Source organism: Streptomyces sp. IMTB 2501 (assembly GCF_001953885.1).
Classification (GTDB): domain Bacteria; phylum Actinomycetota; class Actinomycetes; order Streptomycetales; family Streptomycetaceae; genus Streptomyces.
In genome coordinates, this window is sequence record NZ_MQUS01000025.1 from 83,525 (window position 1) to 97,888 (window position 14,364).

At 70.7% G+C, this 14,364-nt stretch carries 10 protein-coding genes; 8 read left to right on the forward strand and 2 right to left on the reverse strand.

Translation table 11 applies throughout. The annotated features are described in order from the left end of the window. Window positions 1-50 precede the first annotated feature (50 nt). The 5 genes from AV521_RS33825 (at window position 51) to serA (ending at window position 8,768) form a co-directional block, all read left to right on the forward strand. Entirely contained in the window at window positions 51-3,080 is a 3,030-nt protein-coding gene (locus tag AV521_RS33825) for a bifunctional diguanylate cyclase/phosphodiesterase (RefSeq protein ID WP_076093943.1), read from the forward strand. 243 nt (window positions 3,081-3,323) lie between these two features. After that, window positions 3,324-5,171, forward strand: a complete 1,848-nt coding sequence (locus tag AV521_RS33830; protein WP_179023586.1) for an acetolactate synthase large subunit — start codon at window positions 3,324-3,326, stop codon at window positions 5,169-5,171. A gap of 21 nt (window positions 5,172-5,192) precedes the next feature. Next, the gene (gene ilvN / locus AV521_RS33835; protein WP_076093947.1) at window positions 5,193-5,717 is read left to right on the forward strand and encodes an acetolactate synthase small subunit; all 525 of its coding nucleotides are present in this window, start codon (window positions 5,193-5,195) and stop codon (window positions 5,715-5,717) included. Between the two features lie 220 nt (window positions 5,718-5,937). Next, on the forward strand, window positions 5,938-6,936 hold the full coding sequence (gene ilvC / locus AV521_RS33840; RefSeq protein ID WP_076093948.1) for a ketol-acid reductoisomerase: 999 nt from the start codon (window positions 5,938-5,940) through the stop codon (window positions 6,934-6,936). Window positions 6,937-7,178: 242 nt separating this feature from the next. Further along, window positions 7,179-8,768, forward strand: a complete 1,590-nt coding sequence (serA, locus tag AV521_RS33845; protein WP_076093950.1) for a phosphoglycerate dehydrogenase — start codon at window positions 7,179-7,181, stop codon at window positions 8,766-8,768. Between the two features lie 108 nt (window positions 8,769-8,876). On the opposite strand, the gene AV521_RS33850 is transcribed toward serA, so the two are convergent. Further along, window positions 8,877-10,412 (reverse strand): MFS transporter, encoded by a 1,536-nt coding sequence (locus AV521_RS33850; protein ID WP_076093952.1) that lies wholly within the window; start codon window positions 10,410-10,412, stop codon window positions 8,877-8,879. Between the two features lie 97 nt (window positions 10,413-10,509). Between AV521_RS33850 and AV521_RS33855 the strand changes: the two genes are divergently transcribed. Together AV521_RS33855 and AV521_RS33860 are read left to right on the forward strand one after the other, a co-directional pair. Then, window positions 10,510-11,094, forward strand: coding sequence for a TetR/AcrR family transcriptional regulator (locus AV521_RS33855; RefSeq protein ID WP_076093953.1), 585 nt, complete (start codon window positions 10,510-10,512; stop codon window positions 11,092-11,094). A 321-nt stretch (window positions 11,095-11,415) separates the two neighbouring features. Next, window positions 11,416-11,937, forward strand: a complete 522-nt coding sequence (locus AV521_RS33860; RefSeq protein WP_076093955.1) for a hypothetical protein — start codon at window positions 11,416-11,418, stop codon at window positions 11,935-11,937. 13 nt (window positions 11,938-11,950) lie between these two features. Here AV521_RS33860 and AV521_RS33865 read toward each other — a convergent pair whose 3' ends face one another. Then, window positions 11,951-13,240: a CdaR family transcriptional regulator gene (locus tag AV521_RS33865; RefSeq protein ID WP_076093956.1), complete on the reverse strand. Its 1,290-nt coding sequence runs from the start codon at window positions 13,238-13,240 to the stop codon at window positions 11,951-11,953. A gap of 183 nt (window positions 13,241-13,423) precedes the next feature. Between AV521_RS33865 and AV521_RS33870 the strand changes: the two genes are divergently transcribed. Continuing rightward, on the forward strand, window positions 13,424-14,350 hold the full coding sequence (locus tag AV521_RS33870) for a proline dehydrogenase family protein (protein ID WP_076093958.1): 927 nt from the start codon (window positions 13,424-13,426) through the stop codon (window positions 14,348-14,350). Window positions 14,351-14,364: the final 14 nt, after the last annotated feature.

The window sequence follows — 14,364 nt, forward strand, 5'->3', positions numbered from 1 at the left end:
GCGCACCGGGACCGTCGGGACCCGGGAGCGGCGCGGACCGGGAGGCCCCGGTGAGCGCGCCGCCCTCGATGACGACCGCCCTCGACGGAGCGGTGCGCGCACCGCTCCCGCAGCAGGCGCCGCCGCCCGGCCGGCCGGCCGCCGACGAGGGCACCCGCACGGTGGAGCAACTCGTTCTCGCCACGGTCTGCGCAGCCTACGCCGTCGGGGCCGCGTTCGACTGGGGTACGGGCGAAATGGCGCTGATCATGGGCGACTTCGGGCTGAGCGCCGCGGCGGGCACCGCCGCCGTCTCATGCTTCCTGTACGCCCGCAATCCGCGCATCCGCTTCCGCTCGGCCTGGTTGCTGTTCGCCCTCTCCTCGACGATGGCGGCCCTCGGCAACGCGGTCTGGGGGTGGTACGAGGTGGTCCTCGGACGGCCCGTGCCCAGCCCCTCCTACGCCGACCTGTTCTTCCTGTGCTTCGCGCCGCCCGCCATCGTGGGGCTGCTGGTGCTCGCCAAACGGCCGGTGACCAAGGCCGGCTGGATCTGCCTGGGGCTCGACGCCTGGCTGATCGGCGGCTCGCTGCTCACGCTGTCGTGGAGCCTCGCGCTCGCCCAGGCGGCCCGGTTCGACGGCCCGAGCGTGGCGCACACCGCGCTGTCGCTGGCGTACCCGCTGCTCGACATCGCGCTCGTCAGCATGGTGCTCGCGCTGCACTTCCGCCGCGCCCCGGGCAACCGCACCGCGGTGAACACGGCGATCGGCGCACTCGCGCTGACCGTCATGTGCGACGCGCTGTTCACCTCGCCGCTGCTGCACAGCAGCTACCGCTCCGGTCAGCTGCTGGACGCCGGCTGGTTCGCCGGTTCGCTGCTGCTCGCCTACGCCCCCTGGGCCGTACCGCGCGGCAAGGGCGCGCAGGAGGCGCACGCACCGGACGGGCACACGCGCGTGGTCCACGAGCACCTGCCCGGACAGCGCGGCACGGGTCACCAGCACACGTCCGTGCCCGCCCCGGGAGGTGAGCACAGCCGGTATCCGGCCGGCCGCCCGCTCACCGGCTCCATCGCCGCGCTCACCCCGTACCTCGCCGCCGCAGTGTGCACCCTGGGCATCCTGTACAACGTCCTCAACGGCCGCCGACCCGACCACGTGGTCCTCATCACCGCGGGCGCCGTCGTGCTCGCACTCGTCATCCGGCAGGGCATCATGCTGCTGGACAACATCACACTCACCCAGGAACTGGCACAGAAGGAGAACCACTTCCGCTCCCTGGTGCAGGGCTCCAGCGACGTGATCATGATCGCGGCGCCCAACGGCATCCTGCGCTACGTCTCCCCGGCCGCCGCCGGGGTCTACGGCCGGCCCGCCGAGGAACTCGTGGGCGGGGAGCTGGCCAGTCTGATCCACCCGGAGGATCTGGGCTGCGTGGTGCACGAGGTGCGCCGCTTCCTCGCCGCCAGTCCGCTGGAGGAACCCACCACCCGTATCGAGTGCCGCTTCCGGTCCGGTGACGGCGGCTGGCTCAACGTGGAGTCGACCGTCAACCGCCACCACGGCGGCCTGATCTTCAACAGCCGGGACGTGACCGAACGGGTGCGTCTGCAGGCGCAGTTGCAGCACAACGCCGAGCACGACCCGCTGACCGACCTGCCCAACCGCGCCCTGTTCACCCGGCGCGTGCAGCAGGCCCTGTCCGGCCGCCGGGCCACCGACCGGGGCACCGCGCTGCGCAACACGGCGGTGCTCTTCATCGACCTGGACGGCTTCAAGGCCGTCAACGACACGATCGGGCACCAGGCCGGGGACGAACTGCTCGTCCAGGCCGCCCGCAGACTCCAGGACGCGGTCCGGCAGGGGGACACCGCCTCCCGGCTGGGCGGCGACGAGTTCGCGGCCCTGATCGTCGGGGACGGCACCCGAGACCGTGCCGCCCGGGAGCGGAACATCCTGGAGCTGGCCGAACGCCTGAGGGTGACCCTCTCCCAGCCGTACCCGATCGACGGCAACGATGTCCGGGTCAACGCCTCCATCGGCGTCGCCTTCGCCGAACCGGGCCTCGGCGCGGGCGAGCTGCTGCGCAACGCCGACCTGGCGATGTACCGCGCGAAAGCGGCCGGAAAGGGCCGGGTCGAGCTGTACAAGCCGCAGATGCAGCAGGACGTCGTACGCAAGGCGGAGCTGGCCACGCGGCTGCGCGCCGCGCTGCACGACGGCGAGTTCGCCCTGCTGCACCAGCCGGTGGTGAGCCTCGACGGCGGCCGGATCACGGCGGTCTCGACGCAGGCGCGCTGGCGCTCCTCGCAGGGGGTGCTGTTCACCCCGGCGGAGTTCCTGCGGGTGGCCGAGGACGGCGACAAGACCGCCGAACTGGACCGCTGGATCCTGCAGGAGGCCGTCGAGCAGGCCGCCGAGCGGGCGGCCACCGGGGTCGTCGTCCCGGTGACAGTACGGATGAACGCCCGGCGGCTGCTGGACCGCTCCATGCCGCTGGGCTCGGTGGAGGCGCTGCTGACCCGGCATGGGCTGCCGCCCGGCGCGCTGGTCGTCGAGCTGTCCGAGACCGACCCGCGGATCTCCCTGGACGAGCTGGAGCGCCGGCTGGCCGCGCTCAGCCGGCTCGGGGTGCGGATCGCGCTGGACGGCTTCGGCAGCGGCCACGCGGCCATCACGGCCCTCAGAAGGCTCCCCGTCGACATCCTGAAGCTCGACCGCAGTCTGGTCGAGGGAGTCGTGGAGTCCGCGCGACTGCACAAGATCACCAGTGGTCTGCTGCGGATCGCCGGGGATCTCGGGCTGCAGTCCATGGCCGACGGTGTGGACCTGCCGGAGCAGGTGGTCGCGCTGCGCGCGATGGGCTGCACACACGGGCAGGGCATGGCGTTCGCCGGACCACTGGACGAGTACCGGCTGCGCCGGGCGCTGGGAACCGGCCACTATCCGGTGCCGCACGCCCCGGCGGAACCGGCGTTCGCCGGCAGTCTCAGGGAGCCGCAGGGGCGCGCGGGGGTGTACACAGGGGGTGTACCCGCTGTCCTGGGAGGCGGTAGTGCCCTGCGTTCACATTCTGAGACTCCTGTCCCACCCACTTGACACCTGGTGCGCGTCAGGGGGAGGGTCAGTGCCATGCGCACCCGAATTCTCGTACTTGGACAGCGCGTCGGCTGAGCTGGGACCCACCGGAGGGCGATCCGGAATCCCCAGCGACCACACCGGCGCGCTCCCCTCGCTTGCCCTACGGCACGAGGGGTTTTTTGTTGCATGAGTGCCTCTCGTGCAGCGCTTGAGCTCCGTACAAACCTCGCAAAAACCCTCAGCATCGAGAAGAGAATGCCGATGACCGAGCAGGCCACCGGGGCCCATCCGCAGCCGCGGCCCCGATCCGGAGGACAGCAGTCCGCCCCCGTCGAGCACGTCACGGGTGCGCAGTCCCTCATCCGCTCCCTTGAGGAGGTCGGCGCTGAGACGGTATTCGGTATCCCCGGCGGTGCGATCCTGCCGGCGTACGACCCGCTGATGGACTCCACCCGGGTGCGCCACGTCCTGGTCCGCCATGAGCAGGGCGCCGGCCACGCGGCCACCGGCTATGCGCAGGCCACCGGCAAGGTCGGCGTGTGCATGGCGACGAGCGGTCCGGGCGCCACCAACCTGGTCACGCCGATCGCGGACGCCCACATGGACTCCGTGCCGCTGGTCGCGATCACCGGTCAGGTCGCCTCGAAGTCGATCGGCACGGACGCCTTCCAGGAGGCGGACATCGTCGGCATCACGATGCCGATCACCAAGCACAACTTCCTCGTCACCAAGGCCGAGGACATCCCCCGGGTCATCGCGCAGGCGTTCCACATCGCCTCCACCGGCCGCCCGGGCCCGGTCCTGGTCGACATCGCCAAGGACGCCCTCCAGGCGAAGACCACCTTCTCCTGGCCGCCCACCATGGACCTGCCCGGCTACCGCCCGGTGACCAAGCCGCACGCCAAGCAGATCCGCGAGGCGGCCAAGCTGATCACCTCCGCCAGGCGGCCCGTCCTCTACGTCGGCGGCGGCGTCCTCAAGGCGCAGGCCACCGCCGAGCTGAAGGTCCTCGCCGAACTCACCGGAGCGCCCGTCACCACCACCCTGATGGCGCTCGGCGCGTTCCCCGACAGCCACCCGCTGCACGTGGGAATGCCGGGCATGCACGGTGCGGTCACCGCCGTCACCGCGCTGCAGAAGGCCGACCTGATCGTCGCCCTCGGCGCCCGCTTCGACGACCGCGTCACCGGCAAGCTGGACAGCTTCGCCCCGTACGCCAAGATCGTCCACGCCGACATCGACCCGGCCGAGATCGGCAAGAACCGCGCCGCCGACGTGCCGATCGTCGGTGACGCCCGCGAGGTCATCGCCGACCTGGTCCAGGCCGTGCAGAAGGAGCACAGCGAGGGCCACAAGGGCGACTACACCGCCTGGTGGAGCGACCTGAACCGCTGGCGCGAGACCTACCCGCTCGGCTACGACCAGCCCGAGGACGGCTCGCTGTCCCCCCAGCAGGTCATCGAGCGCGTCGGGCAGCTCGCGCCCGAGGGCACGATCTTCGCCGCTGGCGTCGGCCAGCACCAGATGTGGTCGGCGCACTTCATCCAGTACGAGAAGCCCGCCACCTGGCTCAACTCCGGCGGTGCCGGAACCATGGGCTACGCGGTCCCGGCCGCGATGGGCGCCAAGGCCGGACAGCCGGACCGGACGGTCTGGGCGATCGACGGCGACGGCTGCTTCCAGATGACCAACCAGGAACTGACCACCTGCGCCCTGAACAACATCCCGATCAAGGTCGCCATCATCAACAACGGCGCTCTCGGGATGGTCCGCCAGTGGCAGACCCTGTTCTACAACCAGCGCTACTCCAACACCGTGCTGCACAGCGGTCCGGAGGACATCAACCCGGAGGCCAAGGGCACGCGCGTGCCGGACTTCGTGAAGCTGTCCGAGGCGATGGGCTGTGTGGGCCTGCGCTGCGAGCGCCCGGAGGACCTGGACAAGGTCATCGAGGAGGCGAACTCCATCAACGACCGCCCGGTCGTCATCGACTTCATCGTCCACGAGGACGCGATGGTGTGGCCGATGGTCGCCGCCGGCACCTCCAACGACGAGATCATGGCCGCCCGGGACGTCCGCCCCGACTTCGGCGACAACGAAGACGACTGAGCGAGAGAGACGTAAAAGACCATGTCCAAGCACACGCTCTCCGTCCTGGTGGAGAACACGCCGGGCATCCTCGCCCGGATCGCCGCCCTGTTCTCGCGGCGCGGCTTCAACATCGACTCGCTCGCGGTCGGCGTCACCGAGCACCCCGACATCTCCCGCATCACCATCGTGGTGGGCGTCGAGGATCTGCCGCTGGAGCAGGTGACCAAGCAGCTCAACAAGCTCGTCAACGTGCTGAAGATCGTCGAGCTGGAGCCCGGTCAGGCCGTGCAGCGTGAACTCGTCCTGGTGAAGGTCCGCGCCGACAACGAGACCCGCTCCCAGATCGTCGAGATCGTCCAGCTGTTCCGCGCCAAGACCGTCGACGTCTCCCCGGAGGCCGTCACGATCGAGGCCACCGGATCGAGTGACAAGCTGTCCGCCATGCTCAAGATGCTGGAGCCGTTCGGCATCAAGGAGCTGGTGCAGTCCGGCACGATCGCGATCGGCCGCGGCGCCCGCTCGATCACCGACCGGTCGCTGCGCGCGCTCGACCGAACCGCGTAAAGCCGCACTCGGCCGCAGCGCGTAAAGGTGAACTCGACCGCAGCGCTTAAAGCCGGACTCGACCGGACCGCGCGAGGCTGGACTCGACCGATCCGCGAAAGGCCGGATCCGGGCGGTCGGCGACACGTCGTCCGCCCGGATGCCGAGATCCCGAGACTTCCCATCCCCTCACCGTCATACGGTGGGACGCACAACCTGCACACCAAGGAGAGAACCCAAAGTGGCCGAGCTGTTCTACGACGCTGACGCCGACCTGTCCATCATCCAGGGCCGCAAGGTCGCGGTCATCGGCTACGGCAGCCAGGGCCACGCCCACGCGCTGTCGCTGCGTGACTCCGGTGTCGACGTCCGCGTCGGTCTGCACGAGGGCTCCAAGTCCAAGGCCAAGGCCGAGGAGCAGGGCCTGCGCGTGGTGACCCCGGCCGAGGCCGCCGCCGAGGCCGACGTCATCATGATCCTGGTTCCGGACCCGATCCAGGCCCAGGTCTACGAGGAGTCCATCGCCCCGAACCTGAAGGACGGCGACGCGCTGTTCTTCGGCCACGGCTTCAACATCCGCTTCGGCTTCATCAAGCCCCCGGCCGGCGTGGACGTCTGCATGGTCGCCCCGAAGGGCCCGGGCCACCTGGTCCGCCGCCAGTACGAGGAGGGCCGCGGCGTTCCGTGCATCGCCGCCGTCGAGCAGGACGCGACCGGCAACGGCTTCGCGCTGGCCCTGTCGTACGCGAAGGGCATCGGCGGCACCCGCGCCGGCGTCATCAAGACGACCTTCACCGAGGAGACCGAGACCGACCTGTTCGGCGAGCAGGCCGTCCTCTGCGGTGGTACGGCCGCGCTGGTCAAGGCGGGCTTCGAGACCCTGACCGAGGCCGGCTACCAGCCGGAGATCGCCTACTTCGAGTGCCTGCACGAGCTGAAGCTGATCGTGGACCTCATGTACGAGGGCGGCCTGGAGAAGATGCGCTGGTCCATCTCCGAGACCGCCGAGTGGGGCGACTACGTCACCGGCCCGCGCATCATCACCGACGCCACCAAGGCCGAGATGAAGCAGGTCCTCGCCGAGATCCAGGACGGCTCCTTCGCCCAGAACTGGATGGACGAGTACCACGGCGGCCTGAAGAAGTACAACGAGTACAAGAAGCAGGACTCCGAGCACCTGCTGGAGACCACCGGCAAGCAGCTCCGCAAGCTGATGAGCTGGGTGAACGAGGAGGCGTAAGCCTCACGTCAGGGGGCCGGGGCAGACTGCTCCGGCCCCCGTCGTCCATCTGTTGTCCACCCCGTCCAGCACCGGACGGGTGATCCTTCCGCAGAGGCGCAAGACGACCACCGCCGCGCCACTACACTGCTGCACAACACGCGTCAGGCCCACAGCGTCGTGCGTCTTCCGCGGCTAGCCCCTCCTCCGCCTGCGGCCGTCGGGACGGCCGTCCGCATGCTCTGGACTTGTGAGGACCTCACGTGAGCTCGAAACCCGTCGTACTCATCGCTGAAGAGCTGTCGCCCGCGACCGTGGACGCACTCGGCCCGGACTTCGAGATCCGGCACACCAACGGAGCGGACCGAGCCGAACTGCTCCCTGCCATCGCCGATGTCGACGCGATCCTGATCCGTTCTGCCACCAAGGTCGACGCCGAGGCGGTCGCCGCGGCGAAGAAGCTCAAGGTCGTCGCCCGCGCCGGCGTCGGCCTGGACAACGTCGACGTCTCCGCCGCCACCAAGGCCGGCGTGATGGTCGTCAACGCCCCGACCTCCAACATCGTGACCGCCGCCGAGCTGGCCTGCGGTCTGATCCTCTCCACCGCCCGCAACATCCCGCAGGCCAACTCCGCGCTGAAGAACGGCGAGTGGAAGCGCAGCAAGTACACGGGCGTTGAGCTGGCCGAGAAGACCCTCGGCGTCGTCGGCCTCGGCCGCATCGGCGCCCTGGTCGCCCAGCGGATGTCCGCCTTCGGCATGAAGGTCGTCGCCTACGACCCCTATGTGCAGCCCGCGCGAGCCGCGCAGATGGGCGTCAAGGTGCTGTCCCTGGACGAGCTGCTGGAGGTCTCCGACTTCATCACCGTCCACCTGCCCAAGACCCCCGAGACCCTCGGCCTCATCGGCGACGAGGCGCTGCGCAAGGTCAAGCCGGGCGTGCGCATCGTCAACGCCGCGCGCGGTGGCATCGTCGACGAGGAGGCGCTGTACGCGGCGCTGAAGGAGGGCCGGGTCGCCGGCGCCGGCCTCGACGTGTACGCCAAGGAGCCGTGCACCGACTCCCCGCTGTTCGAGCTGGACCAGGTCGTCTGCACCCCGCACCTCGGTGCCTCCACGGACGAGGCCCAGGAGAAGGCCGGTATCGCCGTCGCCAAGTCGGTGCGCCTCGCGCTCGCCGGTGAGCTGGTGCCGGACGCGGTGAACGTCCAGGGCGGTGTCATCGCCGAGGACGTCAAGCCCGGTCTGCCGCTCGCCGAGCGCCTCGGCCGTATCTTCACGGCGCTCGCCGGCGAGGTCGCCCACCGCCTCGACGTCGAGGTCTACGGCGAGATCACCCAGCACGACGTGAAGGTGCTGGAGCTGTCCGCGCTCAAGGGCGTTTTCGAGGATGTCGTCGACGAGACGGTGTCGTACGTCAACGCGCCGCTGTTCGCGCAGGAGCGCGGCGTCGAGGTGCGGCTGACCACCAGCTCCGAGGCGAACGAGCACCGCAACGTCGTCACCGTGCGCGGCACCCTCGCCGGCGGCGAGGAGGTGTCGGTCTCCGGCACGCTGGCCGGCCCGAAGCATGTGCAGAAGATCGTCGCGGTCGGCGACTACGACGTCGACCTGGCGCTCGCCGACCACATGGTCGTCCTGCGCTACGAGGACCGTCCCGGTGTCGTCGGCACCGTCGGCCGCATCCTCGGCGAGGCGGGCATCAACATCGCCGGCATGCAGGTCGCCCGCGCGGCGGTGGGCGGAGAGGCGCTGGCAGTTCTCACCGTGGACGACACGGTTGCCTCCGGCGTGCTGGCCGAGGTCGCCGCGGAGATCGGGGCGACGTCCGCGCGCTCGGTGAACCTGGTCTGAGGCTGGCCTCTGGGGGCTGCTGCCCCAGGCCCCCGCATCGGCCCTGAACGGGCCTTGTCCTCAAACGCCGGACGGGCTGGTTTTGCCCGTCCGGCGTTTTTTCGTGCCTTACCTGGTGCCGGCCTCGGTCCTCCGCAGGGTCACCGCCGCCCCCACCGCGGCCAGCGCCACCACCACCGCCCCGGCGATCGCCGCGCCCTGGAAGCCGTCGGTGAACGCCTGCCGGGCCGTGGCGAGGAGGGACGCACCGGCACCGCCGGGGAGACGGGCGGCCGTGGCGAGGGCGTCGCCCAGGGATTCACGGGCCCCGGCCGGGGCGGAGGCCGGCATCTCGTGGCGGTAGATCGCCGTACCGATGGAGCCGAGGACGGCCATGCCGAGTGCGCCGCCGAACTCGGTACCGGTCTCCAGCAGTGACGAGGCCGTGCCCGCCCGCTCCACCGGGGCGCTGCGCATGGCCAGGTCGACCAGCTGGGACGTGATCGCGACCATCCCGCAGGCGAGGACGCCGGCCCCGAGGAGCGCCAGCCACAGCGAGTCCGTGCCGAGAAGGGCCAGCATCGAGAAACCGGCCGTCATGGCCGCGAAGCCGCCGGCGACGACGTAACCCCGGTTGACGCCCCGCTGGACGAGCTGTGCGGTGACCGGACCTGCGAAGCCGATGAACACCGAGGGCAGCAGGCTCCACAGGGCCGCCGCCAGCGGACCCTTGCCGAGGACCGACTGCAGGTACTGCGTGGTGAAGATGGCCGAACCCATCATGGCAAGGGCCGCGACGAGGTTCAGGACCAGCGCCGGGGCGAAACCGTGGCCCTTCAGCAGGGCCGGCGGGATCAGCGGAGAGGCACCCGTGCGCTGCCGGCGGACGAACAGGGCCGCGAAGAGCAGGCCGACGATGATCGAGACGACGTACAGGGGGTGCCAGCCCTCTGAGGGGATCTCCTTCAGGCCGTAGATCACCGGGAGTACGGCGGCCATCGACAGCGGGACGCTCAGCCAGTCGAAACGGCCCGGGTTCGGGTCCTTCGACTCCGGCAGCAGCACCGGGCCGAGGAGCAGCAGGAGCACCATCGCGGGCAGGTTGACCAGGAAGACCGAGCCCCACCAGAAGTGCTCGACGAGCAGGCCGCTCATCACCGAGCCGAGCGCGATACCGCCGGTCATCACGCCGGACCACAGGCCGATCGCCTTCGCCCGCTGGCCGGGGTCGGTGAACATCGTGCGCAGCAGCGCCATCGTGGACGGCATCAGGGTCGCGCCGCCGATGCCGAGGATCGCGCGGGCCGCGATCAGGGCCTCGGCGCTGTTCGCGTAGGCCGCGAGGAGCGAGGCGGTGCCGAAGGCGGCGGCGCCCATGAGGAGGAGCTTGCGGCGGCCGATGCGGTCGCCGAGCGAGCCCATCGTCATCAGCAGGCCGGCCAGGACGAAGCCGTAGATGTCGTAGATCCACAGCTGCTGGGTGCCGCTCGGGTGCAGGTCCGCGCTGATCGCGGGGGTCGCGAAGTACAGGACGGAGACGTCCATCGAGACCAGCAGCAACGGCAGCATCAGCACGCCCAGAGCGGTCCACTCGCGCCGGCCGGCGCGAGTGGGGGCGGCGCTGTCGGCGCCGACGAAGGCGGTGGTGCTCGTCGAGTTCGTCATGCCAGCGACTGTACGGGCGTATTAAACGGTTGTCTAGAACGAATGTATAAGTCACTTGTCTAGGACGGTTGTATGGATCGGCGGTAGGGTGGTGCGCATGGGACACCGTGAGGATCTGCTCGAAGGCGCCAGGCGCTGCCTGCTGGAGAAGGGGTTCCTGCGTACGACCGCGCGGGACATCGTCAAGGAGTCGGGCACCAACCTGGCGTCGATCGGCTACCACTACGGGTCGAAGGCCGAGTTGCTGGTGCAGGCCTACATCTCGCTGATCGAGGACGTGGGGGAGCGGTTCGACCCGGGGCTCGACGGGAAGGTGACGCAGCCTCCGGGGACGCTGGAGCGCTTCCAGGAGGTGTGGGCGAGCATCATCCGTACGGTGCCCGAGTCGCGGGCGATCTGGCTGCTCAGCTTCGAGCTGATGTTCCAGGACGAGCGGTTGGAGGAGGTGCGCAAGCTCCTGGCCGAGGCGCAGAAGGAGGGCCGTTCGGGGCTCGCGGCCATGTTCAACGGTGTTCCGGAGGCCGAACTCGACAAGGAGGCGGCCGAGACCGAGGGCCGTCTCTACCAGACGCTGCTCAACGGCCTCATGGTCCAGTGGCTCTTCGACCCGGACTCGGCGACCACCGCCGAGCAGCTGACGGAGGGGCTGCGGCGGGTGATCGACGGACTCGGCACGAGCTGATCCGTCCGTCCCGCGGCTCTTCGAGGACCAGCAGCCGGGGAGCGGCGGCCAACGCCCAGGTGGTTCCGGCGCGTTGACGCCGGCCGCCGCACAGTTCGTGCGGGAATCGGGCGCCGGGTGCCGGTTCGAGGCACGCGGTCAAGGAGCCCGGCCACCCGCTCCGGGCCGGACCGCCGGGCCCAGCGGGCCTGGACCCTGGTACGTCTCGAAACGCGTGCGTACGCCCGGGCGCGGATTGCGGCCGGTCGTCGGCTACGGGAGATTGGCCCCATGCGCCGGATCCCATGCGTGGAACCCTGGTCGAGATGCTCGTAGCGGGCTGTGGCCAACGCCCAGCTCCTGCACGGGGTGCAGAGCCGCCGGCTCGCCCGGCTGCAGGCCGGTGAAGCGGTGCCGGACCAGGTCGAACTGCCATGGACGGACCGGTACTTCGCACAACTCGGCCTGGTGCTCGGCGTCGCCTACCGCTCCACCGCCGTCCTCACCACCACCCCCGCCCCACCCCAGAGGACGGTCGAAGGCACCGACTACGTCCCCACCCCCGAGCCGGGCCACCGCCTGCCCCACCGCCGGCTCGGCGACGGCCGCTCCACGCTGGACGCCGTCGGCGCCTGGTTCACCCTGTTCACCCCGGACCCCGCTGCCTGGGCGCGGGACACCGCCGTGTCCGTGCCGCTGCGCATCGAACCCCTGCCCGCCGCGCACACCGAGCCGTACGCCTTCGGTCCGCACGGCGCCCTGCTCGTCCGCCCGGACGGTCACATCGCCACCCGCCGGCCCGACGGCCCGCCGACCGCCACGGCCCTCGCCGAGGCCCTGAGCGCGGTCACCAGCCGGCCCTGACACGCCAAGGCGCCTACAGCCGCGCCCGCTTCAGCGCCATGTGCAGCAGCAGCCGGTCCTCGCCGTCGTCCAGGTCGAGGCCCGTCAGCTGCTCGACCCGGGACAGGCGGTAGTACAGGGTCTGCCGGTGGATGCCCAGTTCGGCGGCCGTGCGGCCGGCCTGGCCCGCGCAGTCGAGGTAGACCTCCGCGGTGCGGGTCAGCTCCCGATGGGCGGGGGAGAGGAGCGCGCCGACCACGGGATCGTGCGCGGCCTGCGGCGGCAGCGCGGTCAGCAGCCGGTACGGACCGATGCGCGCCCACTCCACGACCGGCCCGAACCGCGGCTCGGCCAGCGCGGCGCGTGCGGCGGCGGATGCCTCCTGCCACACCGTCCCCAGGTCGGCGAGACCGATCCGGGGATCCCCGATCCCGACGGCGCATCCGGCACCCGCGGCGGCCCCGGCGGCCCCGGCGGGTCCGGTGACTCCCGCGGCCGCAGCCGCGGCCACCCGGGCCCCGGCCCCGCGCGCCGCGCTGCCCGACGCCCCGCGCGCGCCCTCGGCCTCCTTCAGCAACCGCGCGGCCGCCGTCTGCACGGGGGCGCTCACCTCCGTGGTCCGCAGCCGGACCAGCACCGCGAGGCTCTGCCCCGACGTACCCCACGGCAGCGTGCACAGCGCCGCGGCGTGCGGGATCGTACGGGTGGCCGGGGCGTCGTCCGGGTCGGCCGACGGCCACGGGGCGACGCAGACCAGGGTGAGCGGGCCGTCGGCGCGGGGGCCGAGCGCAGTGCGCAGTTCGGCGACCGCCATGTCCCGCTGCCAGCCGCGTTCCGCGGTGAGCACCGCCCGCAGCTCCCGGCTCAGCCCGGCCCCGGCCTCCGCCTCGTCCGCGAGCAGCGCGCCGATCCGGCCGGCCACCTCCATCGCGGCGGCCAGCTGCGCGTCCGTCGGCCCCGGATCGCCCTCCAGCAGCCAGACGTAGCCGAGTACGACACCCCGGTGGCGTACCGGGAGGCAGATCCGGCCGCGGTAGACCCCTGCCTCCGTGCTCGGCGGGATCCGCACAGGGCCGGTCGCGCGGGTGATGCCGAAGCCCTCGAACCACGCCCGGACCGTCGCCGTGGAGCGCCGGGTCAGGATCGAGCGGGTGCGCACCGGGTCCAGGGCGGTGGGATCCAGCTCGTCGTCACTGTCGTACGCGCCGAAGGCGATCAGCTCGAAGTCGCGGTTCTCCAGGGTCGCCGGGACGCCCAGCAGCTCCGAGATCTCGTCGACCAGCTCCTGGTAGTCACCTTTGAAAGCCTTGAAATCCGCCGCCATTCGGGCATTCTCTCTCATTTCTTGACGGCCTTCATACAGCTGTCTGAGATCCAGGGCACGGATGCGTGACAGCTGTCGATGGCTCACGATCGGAGAGATCCTTAGGTTTCACGGTGGTTCTCCGTGCCGTACCCGAACCGTCGGGTGATGGCCGTATTTGGTGCTTGTCTGTGGAGGTGCCCCGTGCTGGGTCCCGTGATTCTCGCCGCGTCGCGCAGTGACCGGATGCGACGCCTGATCTCGGCGGCTCCGGTGACCAAGCAGGTCGTCGACCGCTTCATCCCCGGCGAGACCGTGGCCGACATCGTGCCGATCATCAAGGACCTCACGGCCAAGGGCCTGCAGCTGACGATGGACGTCGTCGGCGAGGACATCACCACCCCCGAGCAGGCCGCCGCCGCCCGCGACGCCTACCTGGCGCTGATCGACCACCTCAGGGAGCTGGAGCTCGGCGAGCGCGTCGAGATGTCCGTCAAGCTGTCGATGTTCGGCCAGGCGCTCCCCGGTGGCCATGAGCTCGCCCTCGCGAACGTCCGCCCGGTCGTCGCGGCCGCCGCCGCGATCGGTACGACCGTGACGCTGGACGCCGAGGACCACACCACCCTCGACTCGATGTTCGCCATCCACGAGGAGCTGCGGAAGGACTTCCCGCAGACCGGCTGTGTCATCCAGGCCTACCTCTTCCGCACCGAGGCCGACGCCCGCCGCCTCGCCGCCGCCGGCAGCCGCGTCCGCCTGGTGAAGGGCGCCTACAAGGAGCCCGCCGAGGTCGCCTACCAGCAGAAGCACGAGATAGACAAGGCGTACGTCCGGGTCCTGCGCATCCTCATGGAGGGCGAGGGGTACCCGATGATCGGGTCTCACGACCCGCGCCTGATCGCCATCGCCCAGGAGCTGGCCCACAAGGCCGGCCGCAAGCTCGACGAGTACGAGTTCCAGATGCTGTACGGCATCCGCAGCGAGGAGCACCTCCGGCTGGCCGCCGAGGGGCACCGCATGCGCGTCTACACGGCCTACGGCACGGACTGGTACGGCTACTTCATGCGCCGTCTGGCGGAGAAGCCCGCGAACCTGCGGTTCTTCCTCCGCTCGATGGTCAGCAAGGGCTGAACCCGAACACCCGC

What these genes read in the sequence shown, in the direction of transcription:
- AV521_RS33830 (WP_179023586.1), top strand. Translation starts at nt 3,324, where the DNA reads ATGACCGAGCAGGCCACCGGGGCCCATCCGCAGCCGCGGCCCCGATCC.
- AV521_RS33855 (WP_076093953.1), top strand. Translation starts at nt 10,510, where the DNA reads ATGGGACACCGTGAGGATCTGCTCGAAGGCGCCAGGCGCTGCCTGCTG.
- AV521_RS33865 (WP_076093956.1), bottom strand. Translation starts at nt 13,240, where the DNA reads ATGGCGGCGGATTTCAAGGCTTTCAAAGGTGACTACCAGGAGCTGGTC.
- AV521_RS33850 (WP_076093952.1), bottom strand. Translation starts at nt 10,412, where the DNA reads ATGACGAACTCGACGAGCACCACCGCCTTCGTCGGCGCCGACAGCGCC.
- ilvN (WP_076093947.1), top strand. Translation starts at nt 5,193, where the DNA reads ATGTCCAAGCACACGCTCTCCGTCCTGGTGGAGAACACGCCGGGCATC.